Annotated in this window: 12 protein-coding genes and 1 pseudogene; 2 read left to right on the top strand and 11 right to left on the bottom strand. The window is 68.7% G+C overall.

Going from position 1 to position 14,186, the window contains the following annotated elements; all coding sequences use genetic code 11:
- Positions 1 to 702, top strand: coding sequence for a hypothetical protein (locus G6N64_RS03520; RefSeq protein ID WP_163795622.1), 702 nt, complete (start codon positions 1 to 3; stop codon positions 700 to 702).
- Between the two features lie 478 nt (positions 703 to 1,180).
- Here the strand turns inward: G6N64_RS03520 and G6N64_RS03515 are convergent, their stop codons facing one another.
- Genes G6N64_RS03515 through G6N64_RS03470 form a run of 10 tightly spaced genes read right to left on the bottom strand, consistent with a single transcriptional unit; the run spans position 1,181 to position 11,994 of the window.
- Complete coding sequence (locus G6N64_RS03515) at positions 1,181 to 2,257, bottom strand: ABC transporter ATP-binding protein (protein ID WP_163795621.1); 1,077 nt, start codon at positions 2,255 to 2,257, stop codon at positions 1,181 to 1,183.
- Positions 2,258 to 2,269: 12 nt separating this feature from the next.
- A complete protein-coding gene (locus G6N64_RS03510) occupies positions 2,270 to 3,190 on the bottom strand; it encodes a carbohydrate ABC transporter permease (RefSeq protein WP_174266752.1) in 921 nt (306 codons plus the stop codon).
- Positions 3,187 to 4,080 carry a carbohydrate ABC transporter permease gene (locus tag G6N64_RS03505; RefSeq protein ID WP_246230915.1) on the bottom strand — a complete coding sequence of 298 codons (894 nt, stop codon included), beginning with the start codon at positions 4,078 to 4,080 and terminating at the stop codon, positions 3,187 to 3,189. The genes G6N64_RS03510 and G6N64_RS03505 overlap by 4 nt, the downstream gene beginning before the upstream one ends.
- A gap of 4 nt (positions 4,081 to 4,084) precedes the next feature.
- Entirely contained in the window at positions 4,085 to 5,368 is a 1,284-nt protein-coding gene (locus tag G6N64_RS03500; protein WP_163795620.1) for an ABC transporter substrate-binding protein, read from the bottom strand.
- 40 nt (positions 5,369 to 5,408) lie between these two features.
- Complete coding sequence (melA, locus tag G6N64_RS03495; protein WP_163795619.1) at positions 5,409 to 6,722, bottom strand: alpha-galactosidase; 1,314 nt, start codon at positions 6,720 to 6,722, stop codon at positions 5,409 to 5,411.
- On the bottom strand, positions 6,719 to 7,654 hold the full coding sequence (locus G6N64_RS03490; protein ID WP_163795618.1) for a DMT family transporter: 936 nt from the start codon (positions 7,652 to 7,654) through the stop codon (positions 6,719 to 6,721). Before G6N64_RS03490 ends, melA begins: the two co-directional genes overlap by 4 nt.
- Positions 7,647 to 8,645, bottom strand: a complete 999-nt coding sequence (locus G6N64_RS03485) for an N-acetylglucosamine kinase (protein ID WP_163795617.1) — start codon at positions 8,643 to 8,645, stop codon at positions 7,647 to 7,649. The genes G6N64_RS03490 and G6N64_RS03485 overlap by 8 nt, the downstream gene beginning before the upstream one ends.
- 6 nt (positions 8,646 to 8,651) lie before the next feature.
- Entirely contained in the window at positions 8,652 to 9,791 is a 1,140-nt protein-coding gene (locus G6N64_RS03480; protein WP_163795616.1) for an SIS domain-containing protein, read from the bottom strand.
- Complete coding sequence (locus G6N64_RS03475; RefSeq protein WP_163795615.1) at positions 9,788 to 11,116, bottom strand: D-tagatose-bisphosphate aldolase, class II, non-catalytic subunit; 1,329 nt, start codon at positions 11,114 to 11,116, stop codon at positions 9,788 to 9,790. Before G6N64_RS03475 ends, G6N64_RS03480 begins: the two co-directional genes overlap by 4 nt.
- On the bottom strand, positions 11,113 to 11,994 hold the full coding sequence (locus G6N64_RS03470; RefSeq protein WP_163795614.1) for a class II fructose-bisphosphate aldolase: 882 nt from the start codon (positions 11,992 to 11,994) through the stop codon (positions 11,113 to 11,115). Before G6N64_RS03470 ends, G6N64_RS03475 begins: the two co-directional genes overlap by 4 nt.
- A 133-nt stretch (positions 11,995 to 12,127) precedes the next feature.
- Here G6N64_RS03470 and G6N64_RS03465 point away from each other — a divergent pair, with 133 nt between their 5' ends.
- Positions 12,128 to 12,913 carry a DeoR/GlpR family DNA-binding transcription regulator gene (locus G6N64_RS03465; RefSeq protein ID WP_163795613.1) on the top strand — a complete coding sequence of 262 codons (786 nt, stop codon included), beginning with the start codon at positions 12,128 to 12,130 and terminating at the stop codon, positions 12,911 to 12,913.
- A 5-nt stretch (positions 12,914 to 12,918) separates the two neighbouring features.
- Here the strand turns inward: G6N64_RS03465 and G6N64_RS03460 are convergent.
- Positions 12,919 to 14,172 (bottom strand): annotated as a pseudogene (locus tag G6N64_RS03460) (HNH endonuclease signature motif containing protein).
- Between the last annotated feature and the right edge of the window lie 14 nt (positions 14,173 to 14,186).

Raw genomic sequence — 14,186 nt, 5'->3', positions numbered from 1 at the left:
ATGACGCTGAGTTTCATCGGCTCGTGGGGTGAGCGGTTCGAGACGTCGAACGAGTCGGCCGAACGCATGCAGAAGTCGTGGGGCGACTTTCCCGCGAGCGACGACGAGTACGGGCCGTGGTCCCTGCGATCGTTCCCGGACGACGTATTGCGGTTGATCCCGGTACCGGCTGACGATCTCGACGCCATCGCGGAGGCCGCTCGAGTCGTCACGGAGCGGATCAACGAAGGCCCCCGAACCGCGCCCGGGTTCCATCTGGAATTCGCGCGCGAACGCGTCGACGCGCCAGTCGTCCCCGCAGGCGGCCCGCTCTTCTCCTACGACGTCAGGTGTGGATTCGCAGGACCACGTGCGCTGCGCAACCATCTCCACTTCGAACTCGACCCAACGGTCGGCAACTCGCCCGACGAGCAACGCGTGGTCCGCGACCACCTCGTCGCCCTGGTGCGTGCGTGGCAACCGGAGTACGTCTCCGCGTGCACCTATGCCTTTCATAAGGCGCAGGGACATCGGACGCCACGGCAGGTTCGCGTCGGATGGATGACCCACATCCGCGACGACGTTCCGCTCGACGTGGTCGACGTGCCCGACGACGTCCGCATCGAGGTCGGCGACGGCGGTCGATACCTGACGCTGGCGGGCACTCCGCGGGATCCGAGCCTGGAGCAGGCGCTGGCGATCCGGCGGGCACTCGGGTACTAGGAATCAGGCTGCGCGCAGTCGGCTGCGGCGAGCTGGCAGCCACGGTCGTGACCGCCGCACGGTGACGACCACGGCGTCACTGTCGGTGCGAGCGGGCCGGGGTTGCCGCCGGATAGTGGCCGATTCGAGTCACACAAGTAACACCAGTCACTTAAAAAACATCCGACTTTTGTTTCGGCGTGCCGTTTGGTGTTAGCCATGTCACAGGTGTCTAATGGTCCTGCGGGGTTCGTACAGCAAGTGTGACCCCACGGTGCAACCGGATCGACCCAGGAGCGAACACCGTGACGAACAGCCCACTCAACCGCTCGAGAATGACGCGTATTGCCTGGTCATACCTTCGGCATCCGATGCGGAGCCGGGAGTTCCCGGCCAAGCACGAGCGCCTCATCACCAACGCCGAGCTTCTTCGCTACGGCTACTAAGCCGCATGGGCGGTCGAGCCAGTGGCCGTCACTTGTTTGCTTAGGCCATATATCTACCTAACCGTCAGTAATCCGGTACGTCGGGCCGATCCGGTGTCCGCGTCGAAGAAGTAGGTGCGTTCCGGGGCGAGCATGATGCTCGTGCGGGTGCCCGATTCGTAGTCGGTGCCCGCCGGCGCCTGAACGATCACCTTCGTCTCACCGACCAGCACGGTCACCAGCACGTGGCTGCCCAGGGGCTCGACGAAGTCGACCCTCGCTGGGATGCCGCCCTCGGCCTCGCCAGGCCGAAGCCGCAGGTGCTCGGGCCGAGCCCCCACCGTCACCGGACCGTCGGGTTCGGTCACCGTGGTGACCCGCGCGCCGCCGACGTGCAGGTCGCCGTCGCGCACCACCCCGGGCAGCAGGTTCATCGGCGGGCTACCCATGAACGCCGCGACGAAGGTGTTCGCCGGCCGGTTGTAGATGTCGTCGGTCGTGCCGATCTGCTGCACCTCGCCGTTCGACATCACGCACAGCCGATCCCCGAGCGTCATCGCCTCGACCTGGTCGTGCGTGACGTAGATCGACGTGACCGGGAGTTCCCGGTGCAGGCGCTTGAGGTCGCCGCGCACCTGGTTGCGCAGCTTGGCGTCCAGGTTCGACAGCGGCTCGTCGAGCAGGAACGCCTGCGGCTTGCGGACCAGCGCACGACCCATCGCGACGCGCTGACGCTGACCGCCCGAGAGCTGACCCGGTTTGCGGTCGAGCAGTTCGGTGATCTCGAGCAGTGCCGCCGTGTCCCGGACCCGCTGCTCGATCTCCGCGCGCGGCGTCCGGCGCTGCCGCAACCCGTAGGCGAGGTTCCGGTACACCGACATGTGCGGGTAGAGCGCGTAGTTCTGGAACACCATTGCGATGTCTCGCGCGCCGGGCGTCAGGTCGTTGACGACCTCGCCGCCGATGCGGATCTCTCCGGTCGTCGGCTTGTCCAGCCCGGCGAGCAACCGCAGCGCCGTGCTCTTCCCGCACCCGGACGGACCGACCAGGATCAGGAACTCCCCGTCGGCCACGGTGAGGTCGAGACCCTTCAGGGCCACGGTTCCTCCCGGGTAGTGGCGCGTGACGCCTCGAAACTCGACCTCTGCCAACGTCCTACCCTCTCAACCCTTGATGCCCGTACTGGCGACCGATTGCACGAAGTACCGCTGCGCCCCGATGAACACGAGCAGCATCGGCAGCAGGCTCATCACGTTGGCCGCCATCAGCAGCGGCCACCTGACGTGGTGCGCGCCCTGGAAGTAGCTCAGGCCCAACGGGATCGTCATCTGGTCCTGCGACGTGATCACGATGAGCGGCCACAGGAAGTCGTTCCACGAGGTGAGCACCGTCAGCGCGGCCAGCGTGGACAACGCCGGCAGCGACAGCGGCAACACCATCTTGAACAGCACGCCCAGCCGTGACGTGCCGTCGACACGCGCGGCCTCCTCGAGTTCGACGGGCACCGTCATGAAGAACTGGCGCAGGAAGAAGATCCCGAACGCGGTCGCGAGGTTCGGCAGCATCAGCGCACCGATGTGATCGATCCCGAGTCCGGCCCACACGTTGTCGCCGAACCACTTCACGATGAGGAACACCGGGATCATCGTGACCTGGAACGGCACCATCAGCGTCGCCATCAGCGTCACGAAGAGTGCGCCGCGCCCGAGGAAGCGGATGCGGGCGAAGGCGTAACCGGCGAGGCTGCAGACGACGAGGTTGCTCGCCAGGACGACCAGGGTGACCAGCGCGCTGTTGAGGAAGAAGTGACCGAACGGCGCGGCCGCCCAGGCCTCCGCGTAGTTCTCGAAACGCGGTGTCTCCGGGACGAGTACGGGCGGGAAGCGGTTGGTCTCCGACTCGGTCTCCAGCGAGGTGATCAGCATCCACAGCAGCGGGACGATCAGCAGGAACGAGGTCGGGATCAGCACCAGGTGCCACGGACTGAACGGCAGGCGCCACGTCCGCCGGCGTCTCGGTCGCGGTGGGGGTGGGCCCGGGTCGGTCGATGCGGGGACGTCGGCGGTCAACCGCTGCGTCGTCACGAGTAGTGCACGAATCGACGGGCGACGCGGAACTGCACCGCGGTGATGATCAGGATGACGACGAACAGCGCGTACGCCATCGCCGCGGCGTAGCCGGCGTCGAAGTGCACGAACGCGCGGTCCCACAGGTAGTAGACGATCACCGTCGTCGCCCGCAGCGGCCCGCCACGGGTGGTGGCGTACACCTCGTCGAACAGTTGCAGCGCGTTGATCGTCAGCCAGACCACCAGGAAGAGGTTGGCCGGACCGAGCAGCGGCACGGTGATGGTGCGGAAGCGGGTGAACGCGCTGGCGCCGTCGATCGCAGCGGCCTCGTGCAGCTCCTCGGGAACACCTTGCAGCGCAGCGAGATACACGATCACCGAGAAGCCGGTCCACCCCCAGATCGTCATCGCGACGATGACGAGCAGCGCCTGCGACGGCGAGGCGAGGAAGCCCTGCGACGGGACGCCGACCGCGTTGAGTGCCGCGTTCACCAGGCCGTAGTCACGGTCGGTCAACCACAGAAAGATGATGCCCTGCGAGATCGTCGAGACGGCCATCGTGATGTAGGCGGCGGTGCGGTACACCGAGATGAAGCGCACCGACCGGTTCATCGCGGCGGCCACCAGCAGGCCGACGATCATCGTGCCGGGCACGAACAGCGCGGTGTAGACGATGGTGTGGCCGATGGACTCGACGAACACCGGATCCTCGGCGAGCTTGCGGTAGTTGTCGAGTCCCACCCACGGGGTCCGCGGGGTCAGCAGGTCGGACTGCTGGAACGACAGCTGGAACGACATCAGCACCGGCAGTAGGCCGAAGACGCCGATCAGCACCATGGCCGGGCTGATCAGCGCCCACCCGTTAGCCGTCTCCGAGCGGCCGACGCGGCGGAGCAGGGAGGGCACAGGGTTACCGCCCGGCCAGGGCGTCGTCCGTCGCCTGCGCCGCGGTGTTCAACGCGTCCGCAGGCTGCGCCTTGCCCAGCAGCACGGACATGATCGCCTGGCCCAGTGCCTCCGAGATGTCCGGGTACTGCTCGACGGTCGGCCGGACCTTCTCGACGTTCGACAGGTTCTCGACGAATGCCGATGTCCCCGGGAGGGTCTCGTTGAGCTGGGTCAGCACCGCGGGGTCCTGCCCGATCGACGTGCGGGTCGGCAGGTCGCCGGTGCCGAGCGAGAACGCCTTGACCTGCTCGGGCGCCGTCAGCCACTTGACGAAGTCGACCGACGCCTTCTTCTTCGCGTCGCCGTTGTCGAACACCACCCAGTTGTCCGGGCCGGAGATCGTCTGGTGCCCGCCGTCGGATCCGGCATAGGTGGGCATGACCTGCACGCCGTAGGGGATGTCGGTCAGCGAGCTGAGATCCCATGGGCCGGTGATCAACATGGCCACCTTGCCGCTGTTCATCAGCTTCGGGCCGTTCTCGTTGGTGGTGTCCAGGTAGAGCGACTTGTCGGTGACCGCCATCTGCTGCAGCGTGGTGAGCGCCTTCACCCCGGCCTCGGAGTTGAACGCAGCCTTGGTGTCGTCCGAGTTCAGGATGTCGCCACCGGCCTCCCACAGCATCGGCAGGTAGTGCCAGACGGTGTCCTCGCTGGCGTCGGCGGGAATGAGCCAGCCGTACTGACCCTTGGAGGGGTCGGTCAGCTTGGCGGCGGCCGCGCGGAAGTCGTCCCACGTCCAATTCGGCGTCGGGGGAGCCACTCCCGCGTCGGCGAAGAGCTTCTCGTTGTAGACGATCGCGAGGTTGTCGACGAGGGCGGGTACGCCGACCACCTTGCCGTCGACCGTCGCGGCGTCGCGCTCGGCCTGATAGAAGTCGTCCCACTTCCAGTCGGGCTGCGACACCTCGTCGGCCATGTCGACCACCGCGGGGATCTTCGCGATGTTCGGCGACCACGAGCCGAACATGTAGGCCACGTCCGGTGCGCTGCCGCCGCGGACCGCGGTCAGCACCTTCTGCAGCACCAGGTCGTTCTTCGAGTACAGCTCGGACACCTTCACGTCCGGGTGCTCCCGGTTGTACTGGTCGACCAGGCCCTTGAAGACGTCGCCCTCGGTGTCCTGGTAGCCGTGCCACACGGCGATCTCGGTGGGGCCGGACGACGACGAGTCGCCGCCGCCGCCGCACGCGGCCAACACGAGGGCGAGGACGGCGGCCAATGCGATGCAGAGTCGTTGACGGATCACGTGTGAACTCTCCTTGGATGGGCGGCGCTGCGGACGGGGATCAGGACGGGGCGAGCGAGGTTCGGAGCGCCTCTGGCAGGAGGTCGCCGTGCGCGGCCGTGAGGTCGTCGCACAGCTGCCAGATCTGGTCGACGGTGAGGCTGGCCGCCGTGTTCGGGTCGACCATCGCCGCGGCTCGCACAAGCCGCGGGTCGCCGTCGACGGCGGCGCGGACCGCGAGTTCGACGGGGCCGAGGAAGTTGCGGTTGAGTGCCGCGCACTGCGGTGGCAGGTCACCCACCCGGATCGGATGGGCGCCGAGCGCGTCGAGCACGGTGGGCACCTCGACGGCCAGACCGGTGGGCAGATTGGTGATCAGTCCGTCGTTGGCGACGTTGGCGGAGATCACCCGCGTGGTCCCGGTCTCCAGCGAATGGATCACCTGCGGGGCGTACTCGGTCGAGCTGGTGTCGATCTCGAGGACGTCGGTACTCGCCAATTGCTGGCGGACGCGGGCGTACTCGGCGAGGTTCGCCTCGCTGATCCCGACGTAGGCGCCGACGTCGAGCCGCAGCCGGTCGACCTCGCCGGGATGGCGCAGGTACCACGGGACGTACTCGCTCGAGTGCTCGCTGGTCTCGGTGGGGTAGTACCCCAGCCGCCGGTACATGTCGACGCGGACGCGACGGCGCAGTTCGGGGTCGGCGGCGATGCGCTGATCGAGCAGGGGGTAGAGGTCCTGACCGCCGCGCTCCCACCGCAGCACCCAGGCCTGGTGGTTGACCCCCGCCGACCAGTACGAGACCTCGTCGAACGGCACGTCGATCAACTCGCAGAGGCCGACCATCGTCCAGTACACCGAGTGGCACAGGCCGAGGACCTTCAGCGTGGGCGCGATCTGGTGCAGATAGGTCACGTTCATCGCCATGGGATTGGTGTAGTTCAGCAGCCACGCGTCGGGGCAGACCTCGAGCATGTCGCGGGCGATGCCGGCCAGCACTGGGAAGGTGCGCAGCCCGCGGAAGATGCCGCCGATGCCGATGGTGTCGCCGATCGTCTGGTGCACGCCGAACGACTCGGGTACGTCGAAGTCGCGGACGGTGGCCTCATGCATGCCGACCTGGATGACGTTGATGACGTAGTCGGCACCCTCCAGGGCCCGCCTGCGGTCCGCCGCCACGACGATCTCGGGCTCGGCGCCCGCTGCCCGCGCGGTGGCGCGGGCGATCGTCTCGGCGGTCTCCAGTCGCTCGGCGTCGATGTCGTGCAGCACGATCCGAACCGAGCGCAGCTCGGGGAACGTCAGGACGTCACCCAGCAGTTCGCGGGTGAACTCGACGCTGCCGGCGCCGATGATGACGATCGACGGCTTCATGATTCCGACCGCTCGAGGACGGCGGGAGTCGGTGCCTCGCCGCGCTTCTCGTCGCTGTAGACCATCAGCGTCGATCCGACCAGCGCCAGCACGATGCCCACGGCGCCGTAGGGGGTGGGCAGCGTCTGGTAGGCGATGAGCGACACCACGATGGTGAGCGCGGGCGCCAGGGCGTTGGTGGTGGGCGCGACGATGCTGGCCTTGCCCCGGCTGAACGCCATGACCAGGAACAGCGCGCCGACGGCGTTGAGGATCTGCGTGCCGGCCGTCAACACCGGCGCCTGCCAGGGGAAGCCGGTGGGGATGCCGCCCATCGACAGCACGGCGAAGGGGATCAGGATGAGTGCGCTGATCGCCATCCAGCCGAACGTGGTGGCCTCGTTGACGCCGATGGTGGCGGTCTTGCGCATGAAGTACGCCTGCACGCCCCAGGCGATGCAGATGCCGATCGCGAGCGGCAACCACGGACCGGTCGAGACGTCGTCGGCGGCACTGGTCACGCTGAACAGCACGATGGCGGCGAGGGCCGCCACCAGGCCGACGGCGGCCAGGGGCGTGACGCGTTCCCGCAGCAGCACCATCGCCATGATCACCGTGATGGCCGGTGAGATCGAGACGATCGGGAAGATCAGGTAGGCCGGTCCCATGGTGAGCGCCTGGAACAGCAGGAGCTGACCGCCTGCGCCCGTCAACCCGATGAGCAGGCCGTAGATGGTGGCCGCGGGCCGCCGGTCGAACGTCGCTCCGCGAAGCGCGACCGCCGCAGGGATGATCATGGTCAGCGCCCAGATGCAGTAGATCATCTCGTCCGGGTAGCCGTACCTGGTCGCCGGCAGCGCGGAGAAGGCCCCCCACACACCCCAGAACAGGATGAGCAGTGCGGCGTAGAAGATCCAGCTGCGCGTGCGCGGATTGGCAGACGGTTCAGTCATGGGTGCTCGCCTCGTCGGTGGATGTGTGGGTGGTGGAAAGACGCTGCAGTGCATCGGGGTTCAACGGCTGGCCGGAGTGCTTCGCGGCGTAGACGGCGGCGCCGAGCGCTGGGTCGAGCACGGGGAGCCGGAGGTCGTACTTCGCGGGCAGCCGCTGCAGGGCGGCCCGGAACAGGTCGAGGTAGTCGTCGTTGGTGAACATGCCGCCCGAGTAGGACACCGGCACGACGTCGTGATCGCCGAAGCCGACGAGGACGCGGGTGGTCTCGATCAGCGTCGCCAACTCGTCGACGGCCTCGGACAGGATGGTCCGAGACTCCGAATCGCCCTGCTGCGCAGCCTCGCACACCGTGGTCGCCAGCGCGGCGATCTTGCCGCGGTTGCCGCCCCACGTCTCGATGACCAGGCCGACGGCGTCCAGATCGCTCCCGATTCCGAGCCGCTCGGCGAGCAGGGCGTGCAGCGGCCCGCGGGGCAGCCGGCCGTCGCTCATCCGGCTGAACGCGTTCAGGCCGCGGGTGGCGATCCAGTACGCCGAGCCCTCGTCGCCGAACAGCTCGCCCCAGCCGCCCACGCGGTGTCCGGTGCCGAGTCGCTCGCCGTAGGTCATGGAACCGGTGCCGCTGATGACGTTGATGCCGTCCTCGCCGGCTAGCGATCCCGCCCAACCGCAGACCATGTCGTTGTCGCAGCTGTAACGGTCATGTCCGAGGGCGCGTCCGGGCATCGCGTCGAGTTCGGCGACGTCGCGGCTGGCCTCGCCGTAGCCGGGCATCCCGAAGAACGCGGCGTCGATGGCGCTCGCGTCGATGCCCGCGGAGGCGCACACCTCGGTGATCCCCTCGCGCAGAACGCCTTCGACGATCGCGAAGCTGGCGTTGAAGTAGTACGAACTCGCGCCCGTCGCGCGGGCCAGGACGACGCCGTCGGAGTCGATGAGCGCGAACGCCGTCTTGGAGCCGCCGCCGTCAACGCCGAGATACCGGGCCATGGTCGATCACCGCCCCGTGGTCATCGGGTGGATGGTCACGCCCTTGACGACGCGGCTCACCTCGCCGGACGGGAACGGATTGTCCGGGGTCTTGCCGTGCTCGAGCGAAGTGAACAACGCCAGATACTGCGCGAACACCAGGTACGCCAGGGCGACCGAGGAGTCGCCGAGACCGGACAGCCCCGGCAGCACGATGGCGTCGTCGAGCGGTTCGGCGCTGATCACCGTGACGCTGTCGGGTCCGAGCTGGGCGCGGATCTCGGCGATGATGTCGAGGTCGTAGCGGCGGGTGTACTCGTCGGTCGACACGTAGACGAGGACGAGGGTGTCGGAGTCGAGCACCGACTTGGGGCCGTGCCGGAAGCCCAGCGGCGAGTCGAAGTAGGTGACGACCTCACCCGCGGTCAATTCCAGCAGCTTCAAGGCGGATTCGCGTGCCAGACCCTCGAACGGACCCGCACCCAGGTACACGAACCGCTGCTTCTTGGCCCCGGCCAACGCACGGATCTCGGGCTGCAGCTCGATCACGTGCTGCGCGGCGCGGGCCAGGGTCTCCGCGTCGTCCCGGGTCGCCGGGCCCAGCAGCAGCAGGCAGGACAGCATCATCGACGTGAGGCTCGAGGTCATCGCGAAGCCGGTGTCGTTGGTGCGCTCGGGCATCAGGACCACTAGCGAGTCGGGTCGATCGGCGTGCGCGCGTGCCAGCGTCCCGTTCTCGTCGCAGGTGAGGACGAGATGCCAGACGTCGTCGACGATCTCGTCGGCGAGCGCGGTGGTCGCCAGGCTCTCGGGGCTGTTTCCCGATCGCCCGAAGGAGACGAGCAGCGTCGGCGTGCGGGGCTCGAGGTGGTCGCGGGGGCTCGCGACGATGCTGGTGGTCGCGATGGCCTCGACGCGACGCCCGAGGTGGTGCCGCAGGGCAGGCGCGACGATCTCGCCCGCGAAGGCCGAGCTGCCCGCACCGGTCAGGATGACCCGTAGATCCGCGTGGGCGGTGACGTCGCGCAGGAAGCCCTCGGCGCGTGGATCAATGGACGTCGCGACCTCGCGCCACGCGTCGGGTTGCTGCCCGATCTCGAGGATCGTCGCGCCGCCGTCCTCCTGGGCGGGGACGTCGGTGGCGGTGGACTGCGGTGTGGTCGTCACGTCGTGGCTCCATTGGTGAGGTCGTCGGTGCTGGTGCGGCAGGCTCGGGCGTAGGGGCGCAGGGCGTCGCGGACGCGGTCGATCACGAGCGCCTCCGGCGCGGGGTCCAACCGCCCGGCCCGGATCCGCTCGTACTGGTCCGGGAGGAACTGGCTGACGAGGGGGAGCGGGATGCCGACCCGACCGAGGTTGTCCAGCAACGTCGCTCGCGCCGCGTCGATCTCGGGATCGGGCCAGTAGTACCTCAGGCGGTCGCTGTAGCTGTAGCGTCGCGCGGTCCGCTGCGCGAGCGGATCGCCGTGGTAGTAGTCCTGCCAGTACCCGGGCTCGGCGAGCATCCGCCGTTCGATGACCTCGATGAGGTTCGACCGCGACGGCCGTGCCACCAGTTCTGTCTCGATCCGGGCGAGGGAGAACAGCGCCTCCCGCATCGCGAACGTGAGGCCGGGGCCCACCTTGAGGATGGCCCAGTGGTCCTCGACGAGTTCCCGCAACTGGTCGGGGCGCTGGTAGTCGGTCGAGTGCGCCTCGAAGACCAGGTGCTCCTCGTCGTCCAGCACGTCGCGCAATTCGACCGTGGCGGTGCGGTCGTAGTCGAACACGTTGAGGTGGTCGAACTCGACGCCCGGCTGCACGACGAGCGCCATGACCCGCGGCCACACGTCGTCGAGACCGGCTGCGGCGAACGCCGACCGGTGGGCGGCGATCGTCGCCCTGGCCCGGCCCGCCGGCGTGGGAGTGAGTGCGTCGAGTGTGTCGTGGGCGCCACCGGGCACGGGCACCTCGGTGCCGATGACGTAGACGGGTCGGATCGCACCGGAACGCTCGGCGGTGTCCTCGGCGATCCGCAGCAGACGTGCGCTGCGACCGGCGACCACCTCGTCGGACAGGGTCGATGGGTCGTCGGCGCACGACATGCTGCAGTCCAGGTGAATCTTGGTATAGCCGGCCTCGACGTAGGCGGCGATGAGCACGTCGGCGTTGGCCATCGCCGCGTCGGCGGGCTGGCCCTGCCACCGGTTGGGGCCGAGGTGGTCGCCGCCGAGGATCACCCGGTCCCGGGGGAAGCCCTCGTCGTCGGCGATGCCGAGGACGAGGTCGCGGAAGTCCCTGGGCCGCATGCCGGTATAGCCACCGAACTGGTCGACCTGGTTCGACGTCGCCTCGATCAGCACGTGGCCGCCGTCGGACGCGGCCTGCGCGATCGCGGCGCGGACCACCGTGGGATGTGCGGAGCACACCGAGTAGATGCCGACGGCCGCACCGGCCTTGTGTCGGGCGATCAACTCGGCCAGCGGGTTGTCGGTTCGGGTGGTCGCGGTCATCGCCCGTCTCCCACCGTGGTCGCGGCGACCAGGCCGCAGAGCCGTGCGACGGCGTCGCCGATGGCGGTGCGACCCGCCGCGAGGTACTTGCGGGGATCGGTGACGGAGGGGTTGGCGTGCAACGCGTCCCGCACGGCCGCGGTGAAGGCCACGTTCAGCGCGGTGCCGACGTTGAGCTTGCGGATGCCTGCGCCGACGGCCAGTCGGATCTGGTCGTCCGGGACGCCGGAGGAGCCGTGCAGCACCAGCGGCACCGGCACGGCGGCGGCGAGGCGGGCGGTGAGGTCGATGTCGAGGTGGGCGTCCCGACTGGTCATCGCGTGGGAACTGCCGACCGCGACGGCGAGGGCGTCCACGCCGGTCGCCGCGACGAAGGCCGCGGCCTCGTTCGGTTCGGTCCGGGCGCCCGGGGCGTGGGCGTCGAGCACCGTGCCGTCCTTGCCGCCGATCTCGCCGAGTTCGGCCTCTACCCAGAGACCGGCGGCATGCGCGTCGCGGGTCAGCGACGCCGTGCGGGCGACGTTGTCGTCGTAGGACAGGTGCGCGGCGTCCACCATGATCGACGTCGCGCCCAACCCGGCCGCCGCGGCGATCGCCTCGTGGAGGAGGTCGAGATCCTGGAAGTGGTCGAGGTGGATGGCGATGGGGGCTGTCGAGTGCCTGGCGATCCGTGCGCACGCCGCGAGCAGGGGAGCGATCCGGCCGCCGTGGAACAGCGTGGTGTTCTCGCTGATCTGCAGCACGGCCGACGACTGAGCGCGCTCCACGCCCTCGACGATGCCCTCGGCATGCTCGATCGAGACGACGTTGAAGGCCAGCACGGCCGTGCGCGCAGCAGCGGCCGACGAGACGAGGTCGCCCGTCGTGGTCGACGTCACGGGGAGACCCGCACTGTGATGCGTGACGTGTGGAACATGCTTCGAGCATGAGAAGCTCGCTCACAACGCGCAATGGCAATCGGCAAAACGCTCAGTAAAACTGATTGTCCAGTCACCTCGAGGAGTGCCGCAGATGTCGATCAGACGCACCGACCGCATGCGGGAGGTGCTGTCGTTGCTGCGTGACCGCGGTGAGGTCGCATCCCACGTGCTGTGCGACGAACTGAGGATCTCGCCGGCGACGCTGCGGCGTGACCTGAGCGAACTGGAGGAGCAGGGGCTGCTGCAGCGCACCCACGGCGGCGCACGGGCACTCGATCCCAGCGGCAGCGACATCCCGGTGCGGCTGCGCGATCACCGGATGGTCGCCATCAAACGGCGGATCGCCCAGCACGCGGCCGCGCTGGTGCCCGCCGGTCCGCAGGCGGTGGCGCTCACCGGTGGCGTCACCACCGGGGAGGTCGCCCGCTCGCTGAAGGGCAGGCCGAACATGACGATCGTGACCAATTCGCTCACCATCGCCGCCGACTGCGCCGTCGACGCGCACATGAAGGTGATCATGACCGGCGGCCTGGTTCGCGCGAACTCGCTCGAGGCCGTCGGGCCCATGTCCGAGCATGCGTTCCAGGTGATCACCGTTGGCACCGCGATCCTTGGGGCCGACGGGATGTCCGCCGAGGTCGGCGCCACCACCTACGACGAGGCGGAGGCGCGCACCGCGATCGCCATGGCGGCCAACGCACAACGCGTCGTCGTAGCCGTCGACGGCTCCAAGATCGGCAAGGTCACGCTGGCCAAGATGACCGCGCTGGACCGGCTCGACCACCTGGTCACCGACTCGACCGCCGATCCCGAACAGCTGGAACGGATTGCGGCGCAGGGAGTTCGGGTGCACGTCGTCGACGTGGGCGATGCGTGACGGGTTCAGTTCGGTGTGGTCGGTGGTGGTTCGAAGGGTGTGTACCACCACCATTGGGCGCGTTCGCCGAGCGGGCCCGGACACGGTGGGACGTCCGGTGGTGGCGTGGTGGGTGGTCGGGCCAGCGATGCCCCGGTCATCGCTTCGCCGGTCGCGTCGGTGACGACGAGGTGCTCGGCGGGTCCGGTGAGGGTGATGCCGCCGCTGTGGTGCAGCCGGTGGTGAAACGGGCACAGCAGCACCAGGTTCGACGGGTCGGTGGGCCCGCCGTCCTCCCAGTGCACGAGGTGGTGGGCGTGCAACCCTCGGGTGGCGCCGCAGCCGGGGACCACGCAGCCCCGGTCGCGGTGCTCCAGCACGCGGCGTAGCCGTCGGCCGATGGTGCGGGTGGTCCGTCCGGCGCCGATGGGCTGGCCGTGGCGCTGGAACCACACCTCGCAGGTGGCGTCGCAGAGCAGTTCGCGACGTTCGTCGTCACTGAGCAGCGGACCGAGGTGCAGTGAGGCGGCGGGTGTGTCGACGTCGACGTGCACGACGACGGTGGTGCGCTGCCCGTGGGGTCGGCGTGCGACGTCGGTGTCCCAGCCCGCCTCGACGAGGGCTATGAACGCATCGATGGTGGTCGGCATCGGGGGAGCCTGATCACCCGCCCGGGGGTTGTTCTCGCGGTCGCGCTTCCAGTCGGTGATCAGAGCATCGAGGTGGGACTGGTGGGCCGCCTCGAATTTTGCGGCGTCGAGGCGGGGCAGTCAGATCTTCCAGGTGACGTGGTCCTCGCCGGGGATGTCGGTCTTGACGAACGCCGGCGGTGGTTCGGGTTTCAGGGTGGGGTCGGGTCGGGGTTCGAGCTTGACCGCGGTGCGCAGTTGGGTGACGGTGGCGACGGCGGCGAGGTCGGCGTAGTGGTCGTCGGAGCCGTCGGCGGCGCGTTCGGCGATGACGCCGACCTGGTCGAGGGACAGCCGGCCCTCCCGCAGTCCTGCCATGCAGCGGGGAAACTCGTCGACGCGGTGGGCGACGGCGACGACGGTGTCGGCGTTGCGGGGTGCGACGCCGGTCTTCCAGGCGACGAGAGCGGAGATGGAGCGGCAGCCGGTGGCGCCCCAGAGGTGGTCGCCGTCGATCTCGGCGATGATGTCGACGATGCGTCCGTCGATGGCGTTGCGCTGTCCGGTCAGTTCGGCGAGTTCGTCGAACAACGCGTCCCGGCGCTCGGCCGGGGAGGCCTGGGTGGCCAAAGGCGTTGCCGTGCTGGACATGACACCATCATCGC

Origin of the sequence: Mycolicibacterium sediminis, from assembly GCF_010731735.1 — a bacterium.
Taxonomy (GTDB): Bacteria; Actinomycetota; Actinomycetes; order Mycobacteriales; family Mycobacteriaceae; genus Mycobacterium; species Mycobacterium sediminis.
This window is presented reverse-complemented; position numbering and strand designations above follow the sequence as displayed.